At 71.2% G+C, this 17586-nt stretch carries 14 protein-coding genes and 1 riboswitch; of the genes, 4 read left to right on the forward strand and 10 right to left on the reverse strand.

Annotated elements, in window-relative coordinates; translation table 11 throughout:
• Positions 1-15: 15 nt before the first annotated feature.
• Positions 16-222, forward strand: a complete 207-nt coding sequence (locus tag AAH979_RS14690) for a DUF397 domain-containing protein (protein WP_346258687.1) — start codon at positions 16-18, stop codon at positions 220-222.
• 175 nt (positions 223-397) lie between these two features.
• On the opposite strand, the gene AAH979_RS14695 is transcribed toward AAH979_RS14690, so the two are convergent.
• A complete protein-coding gene (locus AAH979_RS14695) occupies positions 398-751 on the reverse strand; it encodes a helix-turn-helix domain-containing protein (RefSeq protein ID WP_346258642.1) in 354 nt (117 codons plus the stop codon).
• A 45-nt stretch (positions 752-796) separates the two neighbouring features.
• Here AAH979_RS14695 and AAH979_RS14700 point away from each other — a divergent pair, with 45 nt between their 5' ends.
• On the forward strand, positions 797-1684 hold the full coding sequence (locus tag AAH979_RS14700; RefSeq protein ID WP_346258643.1) for an NAD(P)-binding domain-containing protein: 888 nt from the start codon (positions 797-799) through the stop codon (positions 1682-1684).
• 67 nt (positions 1685-1751) lie between these two features.
• Here AAH979_RS14700 and AAH979_RS14705 read toward each other — a convergent pair whose 3' ends face one another.
• Positions 1752-2273 (reverse strand): SgcJ/EcaC family oxidoreductase, encoded by a 522-nt coding sequence (locus AAH979_RS14705; protein ID WP_346258688.1) that lies wholly within the window; start codon positions 2271-2273, stop codon positions 1752-1754.
• A gap of 121 nt (positions 2274-2394) precedes the next feature.
• Positions 2395-2922, reverse strand: coding sequence for a MarR family transcriptional regulator (locus AAH979_RS14710; protein ID WP_346258644.1), 528 nt, complete (start codon positions 2920-2922; stop codon positions 2395-2397).
• A 350-nt stretch (positions 2923-3272) separates the two neighbouring features.
• Between AAH979_RS14710 and AAH979_RS14715 the strand changes: the two genes are divergently transcribed.
• Positions 3273-3677 (forward strand): nuclear transport factor 2 family protein, encoded by a 405-nt coding sequence (locus AAH979_RS14715; RefSeq protein ID WP_346258645.1) that lies wholly within the window; start codon positions 3273-3275, stop codon positions 3675-3677.
• Between the two features lie 240 nt (positions 3678-3917).
• On the opposite strand, the gene AAH979_RS14720 is transcribed toward AAH979_RS14715, so the two are convergent.
• Positions 3918-4571 carry a hypothetical protein gene (locus AAH979_RS14720; protein ID WP_346258646.1) on the reverse strand — a complete coding sequence of 218 codons (654 nt, stop codon included), beginning with the start codon at positions 4569-4571 and terminating at the stop codon, positions 3918-3920.
• Between the two features lie 135 nt (positions 4572-4706).
• On the opposite strand from AAH979_RS14720, the gene AAH979_RS14725 reads away from it, so the two are divergent.
• Positions 4707-5900, forward strand: a complete 1194-nt coding sequence (locus AAH979_RS14725; protein WP_346258647.1) for a cytochrome P450 — start codon at positions 4707-4709, stop codon at positions 5898-5900.
• Positions 5901-5927: 27 nt separating this feature from the next.
• Here the strand turns inward: AAH979_RS14725 and AAH979_RS14730 are convergent, their stop codons facing one another.
• The 6 genes from AAH979_RS14730 to AAH979_RS14755 all read right to left on the reverse strand — a co-directional run bounded on the left by AAH979_RS14730 (position 5928) and on the right by AAH979_RS14755 (position 17555).
• Positions 5928-6773, reverse strand: coding sequence for an amino acid ABC transporter ATP-binding protein (locus AAH979_RS14730; RefSeq protein WP_346258648.1), 846 nt, complete (start codon positions 6771-6773; stop codon positions 5928-5930).
• Positions 6766-7560 (reverse strand): amino acid ABC transporter permease, encoded by a 795-nt coding sequence (locus AAH979_RS14735; RefSeq protein WP_346258649.1) that lies wholly within the window; start codon positions 7558-7560, stop codon positions 6766-6768. Before AAH979_RS14735 ends, AAH979_RS14730 begins: the two co-directional genes overlap by 8 nt.
• An 81-nt stretch (positions 7561-7641) precedes the next feature.
• Positions 7642-8523 carry an ABC transporter substrate-binding protein gene (locus AAH979_RS14740; RefSeq protein WP_346258650.1) on the reverse strand — a complete coding sequence of 294 codons (882 nt, stop codon included), beginning with the start codon at positions 8521-8523 and terminating at the stop codon, positions 7642-7644.
• Positions 8524-8838: 315 nt separating this feature from the next.
• A riboswitch (SAM riboswitch) is annotated at positions 8839-8929 on the reverse strand.
• A 139-nt stretch (positions 8930-9068) separates the two neighbouring features.
• Positions 9069-12515 carry a ThuA domain-containing protein gene (locus tag AAH979_RS14745; RefSeq protein ID WP_346258651.1) on the reverse strand — a complete coding sequence of 1149 codons (3447 nt, stop codon included), beginning with the start codon at positions 12513-12515 and terminating at the stop codon, positions 9069-9071.
• 111 nt (positions 12516-12626) lie between these two features.
• A complete protein-coding gene (gene hrpA / locus AAH979_RS14750) occupies positions 12627-16736 on the reverse strand; it encodes an ATP-dependent RNA helicase HrpA (RefSeq protein ID WP_346258652.1) in 4110 nt (1369 codons plus the stop codon).
• A gap of 216 nt (positions 16737-16952) precedes the next feature.
• On the reverse strand, positions 16953-17555 hold the full coding sequence (locus tag AAH979_RS14755; protein ID WP_346258653.1) for a histidine phosphatase family protein: 603 nt from the start codon (positions 17553-17555) through the stop codon (positions 16953-16955).
• Positions 17556-17586: the final 31 nt, after the last annotated feature.

Consider the following 17586-nt stretch of genomic DNA (forward strand, 5'->3'; position numbering starts at 1 on the left):
AAGGAGGTGAAGAAGATGTACGACTTCGATCCGACCGATGCCGGGTGGCGTACGAGCAGTCGTTCGGGAGCCAATGGCAACTGTGTCGAGGTTGCCGACAACCTCGGGGCCGTCGTCGCGGTACGGGACAGCAAGGACCGGTCCGGTCCGGTGCTGACGTTCCGCCCGGCTGCCTGGACGGCCTTCACGGCGTCACTGAGGAACGGGGCGTCTTCGGTCTGACCGTCCGGAACGCGGGGTCGGCGGCCCCTCCGAAATCGCGGCAGGGGCCGCCGCCCGCGCCACCGCGAGTAGCCACTTTTTTGTGCGTACTTGTCGGTCCGGTCGCGCTGGACGACTCTGGTCGTGGGCGGTCGGACGGCCGCCGGGTCCGGATCGACGGGAGGTCGGCGGTGTGTCAGGAGGCCGACGACTGGGCGGCGTGCAGCCCGTCCAGGCGGCGGTGCCCCCAGTCGGAGAGCGGCGCCAACGCCTCGGCGAGGTCGCGGCCGAACGGGGTCAGCGAATAGACGGTCTTCAGCGGCAGCACATCGTGCACCTCCCGGTGCACCAGCCCGTCGCTCTCCATCTCGCGTAGCGCCTGGGTCAGCACCTTCTCGGTGAGGCCCGGCAGCCGCCGGCGCAGTTCGGCGGGGCGGTGCGGGCCGGATTCGAGCAGCCAGAGCAGCGAAGTCTTCCACTTGCCGTCGATCACGACGATCGCGGCGGTCACCCCGCAGACGTTCAGATCCCGGGCACGGCTGCGCGTCATCTACGTCCTCTTTACCCCAGTTCGCACTACTTCAGGAGTACAAGCATGTCCTCGCACCCCGAACAGCCCGCTGTCACGGTACTCGGTCTCGGACCGATGGGCCGGGCCCTGGCCGGCGCGTTCCTTGCCGCCGGTCTGCCGACCACGGTCTGGAACCGGACTCCCGGCCGGGAAACCACAATGGTCGAGCGGGGCGCGGTCGGCGCCGGCTCGGCGGCGGAAGCGGTCGCCGCGAGCGACCTGACCGTGGTCTGCGTGGTGAACAACGACGCGGTGGACGCCATCCTCCGGACCGACGCCGTCGCCGACGCGCTCAAGGGTCGCACGGTGGCGAACCTCAGCGCGGACACTCCCGGCCGGGCCCGGGACGTCGCGGCATGGGCGGCCGAGCACGGCATCGGCTACCTGGACGGTGCGATCATGACGCCGACCACCACCATCGGCACTCCGCACGGGGTTTTCATCCACAGTGGTCCGAGCGATCTCTACCAGGGGCACCGGCCGGCACTGGAGCGGCTGGGCGGCACCCACACCCACGTCGGCGAGGAGATCGGCCGGGCGGCGGCGTACGACATTGCCCTGCTGGACATCTTCTGGACCTCGATGGCGGGCTGGGCCCACGCGGTGGCGGTGGCCCGGGCGGAGGGGATCAACGCCCGGGAGCTGGCGCCCTTCGCCATGGGCATCGGCGCGATCCTGCCGCCGATCTTCGAGGGTACGGCGGCGCAGGTGGCGGACGGCAGCTACTCCGGCGAGGACAACCCGATCACGTCGGCGGCCTCGACCATGGCGCACATCGTGCACACCTCCGAGGCGCACGGGATCGACGCCAGCGTGATGCGGGCGGTCGAGGGCCTGACCCGCCGGGTGATCGGGCTGGGCCACGGCACGGACGGCTTTCTCCGGGTCGCCGAACTCCTCGGTCGCCGCTGACGCGTGTGCCGAAGTCGGCGCCGGGGCCGTCCGACCTGGCGGACCAGCTTCGATTCAAGGCACACCCTTACTCGCTGGCCTGGACGCGGGTGTTCTGGAAGGCCGCGATCAGCCAGCCGTCGGGGCCGTTGGTGGCCACGAAGGTCTGGACGGAATCCTCGCCCATTGGAACGATCTTGCCCTTGGTGTGGAAGATCGCGACATCGGCGGAGAGGAAGCGCAGGTCGACGATCCGCGCTTCGACCTTGCTGTTCTTCAGTACGCCGTCGAACGCGGGCTGAAGCAGGTCGACGATCGCCTGCCGGCCGGCAGCATGGGTACCGCGAAAGTCGATCAGATCGGCGTCGGCGGTGTGGTACGAGGCGTACGCTGCGGCGTCACCCCGCGCCCACGCCTCGTTGATCTTGTCGAGCAATCCCCGAACCTCGGTCTCGTCGGCTCCGGACGCCGCTCCCGCGCCGACACTCGCAGACGGTGGCACCGACCTGTCCCGCTCTCCACCGTTGTCCGAGCCGCATGCGGCCAACGCGGCCACGGCGATGACCGATGCGACGACGAACTGACCGAACCGGAAGCGTCGTACGTGCATGACTGTCCACCTCCATTGACAAGTAGCGACGGCTTCTGCCGTCTGCCGCTCAGTCAAGCGATTCGCTGCTGCAAGCAGCAAGTTCTTGCAGCAGCTATCCGGGGTAGATCAGGGTGCTCCCCTAGCGCCCTCCGGGAGACTCGTCAGAGGGCGGTCGCCGGGCCCGGCGCCCCCGGGTGGCGTGCTGCCGGCCCCCGGTACGCAGGTTGACAGTCTCGGCACCGGCATCCCAGCGGCCCTGCCGCAGGAACTCGAGCAGGAACCGCAACTCGGCGTCGGAGTACTGGCTGATCTGCCGCTGCCAGCGAACGTTCAGCCGCTCGTAGTACCCGGCGACCCGCGCGACCTGCTCGGGGACCACATGGATCACGACCCGCCGACGGTCCGCCGGATCCGGCTCCCGCCGCACGTATCCGGCACGTTCGAGCCGGTCCACGAGGCGGGTCACCGCACTCGTGGTCATTCCCATCAGATCGGCCAGCCGCCTGACCCCGGCCGGTCCGGTCTCCAGCAGTGCGGCCAGCCCGTGCACATCGGAAACCGACAGGTCGAGCTGATGAGCGACCGCAACCTGAAATCGCACCGCGGCGGAGATGTAGCGCGGCATCTCCTCCACCAACCCACCGATCAGCTCATCCCGGCCCTCCACCGTCCACCCCTTCCGACTCCGGCCGCATGGCCATCGCCTCGACCGTAACGATCAAACGACAACCAGCGCAGTCCGGCGTACCAGCGGAAGTGTCGCGCACGCCGGTGACACGACGTAGCCGACAGCCGACCGCGCTGATCGCGGAGAGGACGTCTCGCCGAGGATGTTTCCGGCGATCTTGGTGTAAGAGCACTGAAGGGTCGGCGAAAGGCAGGGATGCGTATAAATAGCTGGGCAGTTGGGCCGCTTGACGTCGAGCGGTCCGCACCGCCCACTCTCCTCCTGGCGGGGCGGTGCGGGGAGATGGTCGTGGGCGCCCGGGCCGGACGACGGTCGGTAGGCTGGGGAGAGTGACCCTCACCCACCGGGAACTCTTCGAACGGTACGTCTACGCCGGTGCGATCAGCCGGGACCCCGAGGCGACCGCCGCCCTCTTCACCGACGACGGTGAATACGAGGCACCACTGGTGCCGGAGGGTCATCCGCTGCCGCGCCGGCTGGCCGGCCGGGAGGCGATCCGGGCCGGCATGGGCGCGTACCACCGGGAGCCGGCCTACCAGGGTACGGTCGACATGGCGGAGTCCGGGTACGTACTGCACGACACCGCCGATCCCGACGTCTTCGTCGTCGAGATCGACACCGCCCTCGTCGGGCCGACCGGGCAGCGTACGACCATGTCCCTGGTGCAGATCTTCCGGATCCGCGACGGCCGGATCGCGAAGCTCCGCGACTACTTCCCGCTCCCACCACAGTGAACCTTTTTCAACCTGAACCGCGGGGCGCTCGCGCTCCGCGTTCGACCTCGCGGTCCACTGGACCGCAAGGGAGGTTGAAAAAGGTTCAGTCGTCCGGGGGCATGTGACGACGCTCGGCCCGCAGCCGAACGGTCGACGTCGGCGCTCGGGTTCGCCGGCCGTGCAGGGTCGCACAGCCCGGAGGGCAGGGCCGGACTGGGCCACCGAAGGTCCCGCCACGGCCGGCTCGGCGGCCCGGGCTCAGCGCGGGACGGCGTAGGCCAGTGGCAGTGGGGTCGGCTGGCCGGGCCAGGTGGCGGTCAGTGTGGCGCCGATCGGCGTGGCGCCGGTCAGCCCGTCGTCCCCGGCTCCGGGGCGGCGGGCGACGGCGAGTTCCACGGCGTCCGTGACGATGGTCGTGTGCCCGTCGTCCTCGACCACCCGACGGATGACGTGCACCGACGGCACGGTGCTGCCAGGGGTGCCGCTGCCGGTCACGGTCATGCTCGGCTCGCGGACCTCGCGTACCCCGTCGACCTCGAAGAACTCCTCCGCCTGACCGCCGCCGGTGACGATCGCGCCGGCCAGTGCGCTGGCATAGACCGGGTCGCCGCAGGCGTCGTACACCCAGCGGCGGCCGAGCACCGAGTGCTCGGCGGTGCCGATCAGCCAGTCGTCGCCGCCGGGCAGGGGTCCGGCGCGGTAGCTGAGCGGAACCTGGTGCACCGGCCCGTCACCGGACCTGACGAGCATGGTCTCGATCCCGACCGCTCCGTCCGGGTCGTCGAACCGGAAGCTCGCGACGCGGACGACGTGGGCGGGGGCCGACCCCTGGTACCAGCGCCGGCCGGGCAGCCAGTCCGCCAGGAGTTCGAGTTTGCCGGGATGTAGTTGGGCCCGGTGCAGCAGCGCCATGCACAAGATCGTAGCCCGCTCGTGCCGGAGATTGGCCGGCGGCGGGGCCCTGTGCACGGCGCCGACGGTGGCAGCATAGGAGGCAGCCCGGATCCGCTCCGGCTGCCGGGCGTCCACTCGTCGGATGGGGAGACGATGTCGACCGCCGTTGCCAATCCGTTCGGATCCACCGCCGACCTGCACCGGGTGCTCGCCGAACTCCGCCGGGACAGCCCGGTCGTGGAGGTCGAACTACCGACCGGCGCCACCGCCTGGGTCGTCACCCGCTACGAGGACGCACAGCGGGCGCTGAGCGACCCCCGGCTGGCCAAGACCACCTCGGCCGGCGGGTTCAGCTATCGGGGCATGATCCCGGACGACGTGGCCCGGGCGGTGGGCCGGCACATGCTGGCGCAGAACCCGCCCGACCACACCCGGCTGCGCCGGCTGGTCTCCGGGGCGTTCACGGCACGTCGGGTGGCCGCGCTGCGCCCCCGGATCGAGGAGCTGGCCGAGCAGTTGCTGGACGGCATCGCCGACGCCGAGCAGGTGGACCTGATCGACCGCTTCGCCTTCCCGCTGCCGATCCAGGTGATCTGCGAACTGCTCGGGGTACCGGCCGAGGACCAGGCCGATTTCCGGAGCTGGACGGATGCGATCGTCACCGGCCCGATGAACCCGGCCGGGCTGCCGCCCGCGCTGACCGCGATCGTCGGTTACATCCGTGCGCTGCTGGCGGCCAAGCGCGAGTGCCCGGCCGACGACCTGCTCTCCGCGCTGATCGCCGTGCACGAGCAGGGCGACCGGCTCACCGACGACGAACTCGTCTCGATGGTCTACCTGTTCCTGATCGCCGGGCACGAGACCACGGTCAATCTGATCGGCAACGGCATGCTGCTGCTGTTGGCCGAGCCGGAGCGGTGGGCCCGGGTGGTGGCCGAGCCGGAGCTGCTGCCCGGGACGATCGAGGAGGTGTTGCGCTACGAGGGCCCGGTGCAGAACGCTTCGTTCCGGACCGCGATCGAGCCGGTCGAGCTGGGCGGCCGGACCATCCCCGAGGGCGCGTCGGTGCTGGTGGCCCTGCTGTCCGCGAACCGGGACCCGGACCGGTTCCCCGAGCCGGACCGGCTGGACCTCGACCGGCCACCCATCCCCAACCTCGCCTTCGGGCACGGCATCCACTACTGCCTCGGTGCACCGCTGGCCCGGCTGGAGGGGCAGATCGCCTTCGGCGCCCTGGCCCGCCGGTTTCCCGACATGCGCCTCGCGGCGCCGCCGGAGGAGATCGGCTGGCGGTCCAGCCTGCTGCTCCGTGGCCTCTCCGCACTGCCGGTCAGGCCGCGCGGCTGACCGGATCCGTTCGGGCGGCTGACCGGGTCACAGCACCTGGGAGAGGAACTGCCCGAGCCGAGCGCTCCGCGGGTCCTCGAAGAGCTGCGCGGGCGGGCCCGCCTCGACCACCCGGCCCCGGTCGAGGAAGACGACCTGGTCGGCGACCTGCCGGGCGAAGCCCATCTCGTGGGTGACGACCAGCATCGTCATGCCCTGGCCGGCCAGCTCCGCCATCAGCGAGAGCACGCCCTTGACGAGTTCGGGGTCGAGCGCCGAGGTCGCCTCGTCGAAGAGCATCACCCGGGGCGACATCGCCAGTGCCCGGGCGATGGCCACCCGCTGCTGCTGGCCGCCGGAGAGCCGGCCGGGTCGGACGTCGGCCTTGTGCCGCAGTCCGACCAGGTCGAGCTGGCGCAGCGCCAGCTCGGTGGCCTCGTCCCGGGAGAGCTTCTTGAGCTGCCGGAGTGCGAGCGTGACGTTGCGCAGCACCGTCATGTGCGGGAAGAGGTTGAACTGCTGGAAGACCATGCCGATCCGCTGGCGCAGCGCGTCCGGGTCCTGGTCGAGCACGCTCACGCCGTCCAGCAGTACGTCGCCCCGGTCCGGCTCCAGCAGCCGGTTGACGACCCGCAGCAGGGTGGACTTCCCGGACCCGGACGGGCCGATGACGCAGGCGGTCTCGCCCCGGCCGACCTCCAGGTCGATGCCGCGCAGCACCTGGTGCCGGCCGAACGAGAGGTGTACGTCCCGGGTCGCGACGCTCACCGACTCGTACCCGGGACCGGTCCCGTCCCCGGTCGAGCCGGCCGGAGTCGGCGAACCGACGGGCGGTGTGGCCTCGACGGCCGACGCCGACCGGATGGATGCGGTCGGACGGAGAGACTCAGGCATGCCGGGTTTCCCTTCCACCGGTTGGTAGCGCGGTCTCGCCGGCCAGCGCCACCGGATCGTCGAAGTCGGATTCCGGGCCACCGGCCCGGCCCTCGCGCAGCCGCCGGTCGACCCAGTTCACCAGGTGGGTCAGCGGCACGGTGATGACCAGGTAGAACAGCCCGGCGAGCAGCAACGCGGACTCGTTGCCGGTGTTCGCCGCGTAGTCCTGGCCGATCCGGAACAGTTCCCGCTGGCTGGCCACCAGGCCGAGGAAGTAGACCAGGCTGGAGTCCTTGATCAGTGCGATGAGCTGGTTGACCCAGGCCGGCAGGACCCGGCGTACGCCCTGCGGGATGATCACCAGGCGCATGGCGGCGCCGTGCGACAGGCCCAGGGCCCGGGTCGCCTCCAGTTGGCTGGCCTCCACGCTCTGGATGCCGGACCGGAAGATCTCCCCGATGTACGCCGCCGCGATCAGCGACAGCGCCAGGATGCCCAGCGGATACGGGTTGGGGCCCCACCAGGCGAGCCCGAGGGGCGCCAGCCCGACCCCGATCAGCAGGATGGTGACGGCGGCCGGCAGCCCCCGGAACACATCGGTGTAGATCCGGGCCGGCCAGCGCAGCCAGCGGGTCCGGGCCAGCCCGGCCATCGCCAGCAGCATGCCGAGCAGCGTCCCCAGGATGGCCGAGAGCAGCGCCAGCAGCAGCGTGTTGGGCAGCCCGACCGTCAGCATCTCGGGCAGCGCCTCGCGCATCGACTCCAGGTCGAAGAAGGTCTCCCACAATGTCGCCAGGGTCTCCATGGCCTCACCTGTCTCGGGGTCCGGAGCCGCCGGCCGGCGCGCGGTGCGACCGGCCGACGGCTGTCTGCGGTGCTGGCCGGGTCAGCTCGCCGGGGTGGCGGCCGGGCTCGTCGGCCCGGCCTTGACCGGCGGGTACGTCACCGTGCCGCTGCCCGGCTTGAAGCTGGCCGGCACCGGCCGCCCCGGGTAGTACTGCTCCTGGAGGCGGGTCCAGGTGCCGTCCTCGATCACCTGGTCGAGCGCGGAGTCCAGCGCCTCACGCAGCGGGTCGGCGCCCTTGGCCACCGCGAACGCGGTCGGCGCCGAGCTGAGCTGCTTCTCGGCCAGTACGATCTTGCCGCCACTCTCCTGTGCGGACTTCTCGCCGATCTCGGCGGGCGCGATCCAGGCGTCGGCGGTCTTCGCCTTGAGCTGGTTGATCGCGCCGTTGTAGTCGGGTACCCGGACCGGGTCCAGCCCCTCCTTGGTGGCGTAGTCGTCCTGCACGGTGCCCTGCACCACGACCACCCGCTTGCCCTTCAGCTCGCCGAAGCTCCTGATCGGCGAGCCGGCCGGTACGTCGAGTCCGAAGTAGCCGAAGTCGTACCCGTTGCTGAAGTCGACGGTCTTCTTCCGCGCCTCGGTGATGGTGATCGACGACGAGCCGGCGTCGAACTTGTGGTTGTTGACCTGGGCGAGCAGCGCGGAGAACTCGGTGCCGACGAACTCCACCTTGAGCCCGAGCCTGCCGGCGACGGCGGTCATCAGGTCGTTGTCGAAGCCGGTGAACTTCCCGTCCTTCAGATAGACGTTCGGCGGGGCGTCGGTGAGCGTGCCGACCCGCAGGGTGCCGGGTTGCAGCAGGTCGTACGGGTTGTCGGCGGCGTCGCCGGAGGAGGAGCCGCCGCACGCGGCGACCGCGCCGAACAGCGCGACGGCGGCGACTCCGGAGAGGAGGCGGGTGGCGAGAGTATTGATCCGCATTGTAGTGAAACTCCAGGAAATATCCGGCGACGATGGGCCGACAACTGCCCCGACCGGTCAGGTCACGAGCAGTGCAGGACGACGTCGCTCAGGGGTGCTGACGAGATGGTCGGATGCCGCCGACCGGCGGTCGCGGTCAGGCCGAGGCCCGACGGGTCAGGCCGAGGCCCGACAGGTCAGGCTGAGGCCCGACAGAGCGCCGAGGCCCGACAGAGCATGGTGCTGGTCCGGCAGAGGTCGACGTGTCGACGCCACCGGTGCCAGGTGACATGCAGCCGGCTCGCCCGCCCGGCTTGGATGCTGCGCACTGCGAAACCTCCATCGGTCCTGGCGGTAGCACCCGCACCCACGTGGGGGGTTGCTGCGACGTCGACGAGCCAGGTCTCTCGGTCGCTCTGGATGGCCGGTGATCAGCCTACTCAACCGGGGCCCCGACGTTCCAACTGGTCAGGGCCGGGATGGCTGTGGTGCTCGCCACCTGCCACCGCCGAGCGGGACTTCCGGGGCCGGATGGGCCGCCGCCGCACGGCCCACCCGGTGATCCGTCAACTGACCGTAATCGTCAGGTGACTCGACATGGTCGCCCCGGTGCTGTCGGTGACGGTCAGCCGGGCGGTGTAGGTGCCCGGCCGGGCGTACGCGTGGGTCGCCGACGCGCCGTGCACGACCGGAGTGTTGTCGCCGAAGTCCCAGGCGCGGTCGGTGATCGTCCGCCCGGCCGCCGCGGTGGCCGTACCGGTGAACGCCACCGACAGCGGCGCGGTCCCGGTCCGTGGGGTGGCGGTGACCGAGACGCTGCCGCCGGTCTCCCGCTTCACGCCCGCCCCGTTGAACCGCAACCAGTCCAGCGAGAGCAGGTCGGGGGTGCCACCGGTCTGCGCCGGGTTGGTGAAGACCAGATAGAGGGTGAAGGTCGCGCCCGGGTTGGCCAGGTTGACCGTCGGGGAGACCACGTTGTCCCAGCCGCCGGTGCTGCCGACCGGCATCGTGCCGAGCAGTTGCCCGGTCGGCGAACCGGCCCGGAACTCGATGCTGCCGCCGCCGCTGCCCGAGCTGACCCCGGCGGTGACCGAGCCGATCCCGGTCAGGTTCACCGGGCCGAAGCTGATCCACTCGCCGTGGTCGACGTCGCCGACCCGCCGCCCGGCCCGGGCGGTCGCCCGGTCCAGCACCTGGATCCCGTTCGAGGCGTCGAAGTGCTCCGCCTCCTTGCTCTTGGTCTGCAACTCGTGCCGGACCGAGCCGATCAGCGCCGGCACCCCGCCGGGGCCGCCGCCGTCGGTGTACTGGGCGGTCAGCACCGTGTAGAGGTTCTGGCCCGGGCCGTGCCCGTCGCCGCCGGCCGGCTCGGTGCCGAGCGAGCCGGAGCAGCCGAGGTAGTTGTCCATCGGGTGGCTGTGGCTGTCGTGCCCGAGTTGGGTCTGGGTGACCACCCGGGCGCAGTCGACGGTGCTCTCCTCCGGGTCGGTGACGGTGACCGCGTACGGGATCTGGTCGCCGAAGTCGAAGAAGCCGCCGTTCGGCACGTTCAGTGCGACCGTCGGCCGGGTGTTGCCGACCGTGATCTGTACGGTCGCCACCGAACTGAGCCCACCCGCGCTGCTCACCGTCAGCCGGGCGGTGAACCGGCCCCGGTCGGCGTACGTGTGCGTCGGGTTCGCCGCCGTCGAGTCGGTGTCACCGTCGCCGTCGAGATCCCAGGCGTACGTGATCGGCGAGCCGTCACCGGAGGCCGAGCCGGCGCTGGAGAACCGGACCGTCAGCGGCCCCGGACCGTTGTCCCGGTCCACGGTCAGCTTCGCCACCGGCGGGCGGCCGTTCGCCACGTAGTCGATCCGGTAGATCCCGGCCCCCTCGTTGCTGCCGCCCCGGCCGCTGCCGCTGCCGACCCCGAAGTCGATCACGTAGAGCGAGCCGTCCGGGCCGAACTCCGCCTCGAAGGGCTGGATCCAGCTCATGTCGGCGAAGATCCCGTTGATCGACTGGAGGTCGCCGACCCGGGTCGGCCCGAACCTCGGGTCGGTGAAGGTCTGCGCGGTGTCGTGTGTCGACAGGGTCTTCCACCACTGCCGGGTCAGCTCGTAGACGATCCACTTGCCCTCGTAGTACTCCGGGAACTTCGTCGGCCTCGGGTTGGCCGGGTCGAAGTCGTAGACCGGGCCGCTCATCGGGCCGCCACCGCCGGTACCCAGCTCGGGGAAGCGGGCCGAGGCGGAGTAGGCGTACCAGACCAGGGCCGAGCGGGCCGCCGGCAGGTTGGTCAGCCCGGTGTTGTTGGGGGAGTTGTTGACCAGGGCGGCGCAGTCGAACTTCGGCCCCGGGGTCGAGGTCGCGAAGTTGTAGTCGTTGAACGGCACGTTGTCGCCGGTGCAGTACGGCCAGCCGTAGTTGCCGGCGCTGGTGATCCGGTTGAACTCGACCGTCCCCTCCGGACCCCGGTTCGGGTCGGCGGCCCGGGCGTCCGGCCCGTAGTCGGCGACCAGCAGCGCGTCGGTCAGCGGGTCGACGGTGATCCGGAACGGGTTGCGCATCCCCATGGCGAAGATCTCCGGCCGCGTCCGGGCGGTACCCGGGGCGAAGAGGTTGCCGGCCGGCACCGCGTACGTGCCGTCGGGGCGGGGGGTGATGCGCAGGATCTTGCCCCGCAGGTCGTTGGTGTTCCCGGCGGTCGCCTGCGCGTCCCAGGCCCGCCGGCCGGCCCGCTCGTCGATCGGGGTGTAGCCGCTGGACTCGAAGGGGTCGGTGTTGTCGCCGATCCCGGCGTAGAGGTTGCCGTGCCGGTCCATGGTCAGCGAGCCGCCCATGTGCGAGTTGGCCCGCCCCTCGCCCCGGTAGGTGGGTATGGTCAGCAACCGCCGCTCGCTGCTCATCGCGATCGCGTCGTCCGCGACGGTGAACCGGGACAGGTTGAGCTGGTTGGCGGTCTTGTCCGACCAGAGCAGATAGATCCAGTTGTTGGTGCCGAAGTCGTTGTCCAGGGTCATCCCGAGCAGCCCGTCGGACTGGCTGGTCTGGGTCGGGGTGTAGGCGAAGTCGATAAGCGTGCGGACGGCCAGGGTCTCCTGGTCGATCACCTTCACCGCGCCGGTCCGCTGGATGTAGAAGACCCGCCGGTCCGGCGCCACGGCCAGCTCGAACGGGTCGGCCAGGTCCGCGGTGACCAGCGGTACCCGCTGGAAGTTGCCGGTCCGGGTGGCCCCGCAGTCGCCGGGCACCGCCCCGGCCGCCCACTCGATGCCGCCGCGCAGGTGGGCCAGGAAGGCCGGTTCGGCAAAGGCGGAGCTGGCGTGCCCGCCAGCGGTGAACCAGGACCGGCCGCCGTCGTAGTGCTGGCACCACGAGTACGCGTGGTCGTGCCCCTCGTCCAGCCCGGGGATGCCGTCCCGGACCTTGATCTGGGCGAGCGTGTGCACCCGGCCGGTCGGGTTGGTGCGCCAGTTGTACCACTCCTCGCCGCGCTCCCACAGCTCCGGCAGGTCCTTCGTGGACGGATGCGCCCCGTCCAGCACCTTGACCCGGCCCGGGTACGTGCCGCCGGTCGAGGAGAAGTCGGGATGGAAGTCGAAGATCGTGCCGACCAGGCCCTCGTACCAGGCCCAGTCGCGTTCACTGGCCGAGGCGGCGTGCAGGCCGACCCAGCCACCGCCGGCCCGGACGAAGTTCTGCAACGCGCTGCGCTGCGCGGCGTCGAGCAGGTCGCCGGACTCCGGGGTGGAGTTGGTGTTGTTGAAGACGAGTACGTCGAACCGGCCGAGGTTGGCGTCGGTGAACGCCCCGGCGTCGGTGGTCGCCTCGACCTCGAAGTCGTGCTCGGCGCCGAGCCGCTCGATCGCGGCGATGCCGGCCGGGATCGAGTCGTGGTAGTAGTTCGTGGTCTTGGAGAAGACCAGGACCCGGAACCGGGCCGCTGCCGAGGCGGGGACGGGTGCCATGCCCAGCAGCAGGGTCACGATCGCGAGCAGGGCGAGGACGGTCGTGCGGTGGCGTCTCATACGGGCGCTCCCGGACTTGAGTAAACGGGAAAACTGCCGCCGCCGACCTGGTCAGCCTACGTGGACCGATTCGGGCCCGTCAATCTTGACATGTTCCTTACCGTTCCCGGCTCAGCCCGCCTCGGCCACGTCCATCGCCCGGTAGATCCGCTGTTCCGAGATCGGGTACGGCGTACCGAGCGCCTGGGCGAAGACGTTCACCCGGAGTTCCTCGATCATCCAGCGGATCTGCCGTACCGCGTCGTCGCCCCGGCGGGCCGGTGGCAACGCGTCGAGCATCTCCTGGTATTCCTGCTGCACCTGGGCGATCCGGGCCTGCTGGTCGCGGTCCCGCTGCGGGTTCTGCGGCAGCCGGTCAAGGCGTCGCTCGATCGCGGTCAGATAGCGCGGCAGGTCGGCCAGCCGGGCGTAGCCGGTCTCGGTGACGAAGCCCCGGTGCACCAGCCCGGAGAGCTGGGCGCGGATGTCGGCCAGCGCCGCCACCATGGTCAGGTTGTTGGTCCGGGCCAGCCGCTGTTCCACGGCGTAGGCGGTGGCCAGCACCCGGCGTACCCGGTCGACGACCTCGAACGTGGTGTCGACCAACTCCGAGCGGACCCGGTCGCGTAGCGCGGCGAAACCCTCGGCGTCCCAGGCCGGCCCGCCGGCATCGGCGATCAGCTTGTCCACCGCCGCGTCGGCGGCGTCGTCGAGCAGGTCCTGCACGTTGCGGTGCGGGTTGCGGCTCAGGGCCAGCTTCGCCTCGTTGGAGAGCCGTCCGGAGACGAACTTCTGCGGCGAGCCGAGGGTCAGCCGGAGCAGCCGTCGGGTGCCGGCCCACATCTGCCGGCGCTGCTCGGCCTCGGTCTCGAAGACCCGTACGCCGACGCTGTCGCCCTCGTCGGTCAGCGCCGGATAGGCGGTGACCAGGTAGCCGGCCCGGTCCTGCTCGATCGAGCGCGGCAGCGTGCCGATGCTCCACTCCCGCAGGCCGGAGCGTTCGACGTCCGGCGCGGCGGCGGCCACCATCCGGCGTACCTGGGTGGTGAGCTGCCGTTGCAGCGCCGGCAGGTCCTTGCCCTCGGCGACGGTCTGCCGCTCCTCGCCGACCACCCGGAAGGTGGGGCGCAGGTGTGCCGGCAGCCGCTCGGTGTCCCAGGCGTCGCGCGGCACGGTCACCCCGGTCATCCGGCGCAGCTCCCGGGTCAGCGCGTCGAGCAGCGGCTCCCGGCCGGGTGTGATCGAGGCCAGTACCGCCCGGGCGTAGTCCGGCACCGGGACGAAGTTGCGGCGTACGGCCTTCGGTAGCGACCGGATCAGCGCCACCACCAGCTCCTCGCGGAGTCCCGGCACCTGCCAGTCGAAGCTCTCCGCGTCGACCTGGTTGAGCATCGGCAGCGGGATGTCCACCGTCACCCCGTCGGTCGCCGTCCCCGGCTCGAACCGGTACGTCAACGGCAGCGCCACCCCGTCCGAGTGCCACTCGTCCGGGTAGTCCGCCGCGTCCACCCCGCCCCGGCCCTCGTTGACCAGCATCTGCCGGTCGAAGGTGAGCAGGTCGGGCCGGTCCCGGCGGGTCTTCTTCCACCAGGAGTCGAAGTGCCGGCCGGATACCACCTCGGCGGGGATCCGCTGATCGTAGAAGGCGTACAGGGTCTCGTCGTCGACCAGGATGTCCCGGCGCCGGGCCCGGTGCTCCAGCTCCTCGACCTCGTCGAGCAGGGCCCGGTTGTCGTGGAAGAACTTGTGGTGGGTCTGCCAGTCGCCCTCGACCAGCGCGTGCCGGATGAACAGTTCCCGGCTCAGCGCCGGGTCGATCCGGCCGAAGTTGACCTTCCGGCCGCTGACCAGCGGGATGCCGTAGAGGGTGACCTTCTCGAAGGCCATCACCGCGGCCTGCTTCTTCTCCCAGTGCGGCTCGCTGTAGCTGCGCTTCACCAGGTGCTGGGCGAGCGCCTCGACCCACTCCGGCTCGATCCGGGCGGCGACCCGGCCCCAGAGCCGGGACGTCTCGACCAGCTCGGCGGCCATCACCCAGCGCGGCGGCTTGCGGAACAGCGCCGAGCCGGGGAAGAGGGCGAACTTGGCCCCCCGGGCACCCAGGTACTCGTTCTTCTGCGCCTCCTTCAGGCCGACGTGCGAGAGCAGCCCGGCGAGCAGCGACTGGTGGATCCGGTCGCTGTCGAACCCGTCCGGCGCGGTGTCACCGGCCCCGCCGGTCGCGGTCGGCGTACCCGGTCCGGTGTCGGCCCGGTCGGTGCCGGCGCGGCCGCCGGTTGCGGCCCCGTCGGTGGTCGGGCCCGCGCCGCGCCCGCCCCGCCCCGGGCGGCCGTCGGGCGGCCCGCCGCCGGTGGTCCGCAACACCTGGCGGAGTTGGGAGTGGATGTCCTGCCACTCCCGGACCCGCAGGTAGTTGAGGTATTCGGCCTTGCACATCCGGCGGAACCCGCTGGACGACAGCTCGCGCTGCCGCTCCTGGAGATATCGCCAGAGGTTGAGCAGGGCGGCGAAGTCCGACTCCTTGTCGGTGAACCGGGCGTGCGCCTGGTCGGCCTGGGCCTGCTTGTCGGCCGGCCGCTCCCGGGGATCCTGGATGGAGAGCGCGGCCGCGATCACCGACACCTCGGTGGCGCAGCCGTTGCGCTCGCCCTCCAGCACCATCCGGGCCAGCCGGGGGTCGACCGGGAGCTGTGCCAGCCGCCGGCCCAGCGGGGTGAGCCGGTGCCCGGTCTCCTCGCCGGTCTCCTCCAGCGCGCCCAGCTCGCGCAGCAGGTTGACCCCGTCGGCGATGTTGCGCTTGTCCGGCGGGTCGATGAACGGGAACGCGGCGATGTCGCCCAGCCCGATCGCGGTCATCTGGAGGATGACCGAGGCGAGATTGGTACGCAGGATCTCCGGGTCGGTGAACTCGGGCCGGGACAGGAAGTCCGGCTCGTCGTAGAGCCGGATGCAGATCCCGTCCGAGGTACGCCCGCAGCGCCCCTTGCGCTGGTTGGCCGACGCCTGGGAGACCGGCTCGATCGGCAACCGCTGCACCTTGAGCCGGTGGCTGTACCGGGAGATCCGGGCGGTGCCGGGATCCACCACGTACTTTATGCCGGGGACCGTGAGTGAGGTCTCGGCGACGTTGGTGGCCAGTACGACCCGGCGGCCCCGGTGCGGCTGGAAGACCCGGTGCTGCTCGGCGGTGGAGAGCCGGGCGAAGAGCGGCAGGATCTCGGTGTCCCGCAGGGCGGGGCGATTCTGCACGAGTTTGCCCAGCGCGTCGGCGGTGTCCCGGATCTCCCGTTCGCCGCTGAGGAAGACCAGGACGTCCCCGGGACCCTCGGCGGCCAACTCCTGCACCGCGTCGCCGATCGCCTGGATCTGGTCCCGTACGGTGTCCCCGTCGTCGTCCGGGTCCTCGCTGTCGCCCAACTCGACCAGCGGCCGGTAGCGGGTCTCGACCGGATAGGTCCGGCCGGAGACCTCCAGTACCGGCGCCGGCTCGCCGCCTGCGGCGAAGTGCCGGGCGAACCGCTCCGGGTCGATGGTCGCCGAGGTGATGATCACCTTCAGGTCGGGCCGACGCGGCAGTAGTTGCCGGAGGTAGCCGAGGATGAAGTCGATGTTGAGGCTGCGCTCGTGCGCCTCGTCGATGATCAGCGTGTCGTACTGCCGGAGCATCCGGTCCTGCTGGAGCTCGGCGAGCAGGATGCCGTCGGTCATCAGCTTGACCAGGGTGCCGTCGCCGACCTGGTCGGTGAAGCGGACCTTGTAGCCGACCACCCCGCCCAGTTCGGTGCCGAGCTCGTCGGCGATCCGGTCCGCCACGGTACGCGCGGCCAGCCGGCGCGGCTGGGTGTGCCCGATCAGCCCCCGGATGCCCCGACCCAGTTCCAGGCAGATCTTGGGTAGCTGGGTGGTCTTGCCGGAGCCGGTCTCGCCGGCCACGATCACCACCTGGTGGTCCCGGATCGCGGCGAGCAGGTCGTCCTTGCGGTCGCTGACCGGCAGTCCGGCGGGATAGGTGATCACCGGTACGGCGGCCCGGCGGCGGGCGAGCCGCTGCTCCGCGGCGGCGATCTCGGCGGCGATCTCGGCGGTGGCCGCCTGCCGCCGCCCGAGATCACGGATCTTGGCCAGCCCTTCCATCCGGCGCTGGATCCGGCGCTGGTCGCGGAACATCAACTCCGGCAGCCGGGCCCGGAGCGCGGGAAGGTCGGCGGCGGGTACGGCAGGGGCGGGCGGTGGCGTCTGCATGTCGTCGCCAAGAATAGGCAGGCCCGGGCGGCGACCGCCCGCGAGTTACCGATGCTCCGGTCCGGGGGCCCGACCAGCCGGGCGAGGCGGGACGGCGACGACACCGTCCCTCCCGGCACCGGCTACCGGTGGACCTTTCTCAACCTCCCCTTGCGGTCCGGCGGACCCAAGGTCGGACGCGGTGCGTGAGTGCCGCGCGGTCCAGGTGGAAAAGGTTCAGTGTTCCGGGGTGGGCTGCCCGGGTTGCGACCGGGCCGGCGGGCGGCGGTCGGCGCCCCAGCGCGACGGCAGCCGGTACGTCCAGCCCGGGCGCCACTCGAACGGCGCGGCGACCAGGTCGGCGAGCGGGGCCCCGTGCAGCAGGTGGTCGAGGGCCCACCGGTTCGCCGAGTGCGCCACGATCAACACCCGGGACCCGTCCCAGGCGGCGGCCAGGTCCCGGAGGAAGTTCCGGGTCTGCTCCACCACCTGCCGGTAGCTCTGCCCGCCCGGAAAGGGCTCGTCCAGGTGCCGGAGGCGCAGCGGGGCAAGCTCGGCCACCGGGCGGCCGGTCAGCTCGCCGTAGTCGCACTCGCGGAGCCGGGAGTCCTGGTGCACCGGCAGCTTCCGCAACGGAAACGCGATCTCCACGGTCTCCACCGCGCGGGCCAGGTCGGAGCAGAAGACGACGCGCAGCCCGTCGTCGCGGCGCCGCTCACCCAACTCGTGGGCCTCTTGCCGGCCGTACTCGGAGAGCTGGCCGGGCTGCCAGCCGGTGGCCAGCCCGGCCTCGTTGTCGGTGGTCATCGCGTGCGTCTCGTAGACGATGTCGACCGCCATGCCCCCACCCTGCCATCCGGGTGGGCCGGCG

The organism is Plantactinospora sp. ZYX-F-223 (assembly GCF_039649625.1).
GTDB lineage: Bacteria > Actinomycetota > Actinomycetes > Mycobacteriales > Micromonosporaceae > Plantactinospora.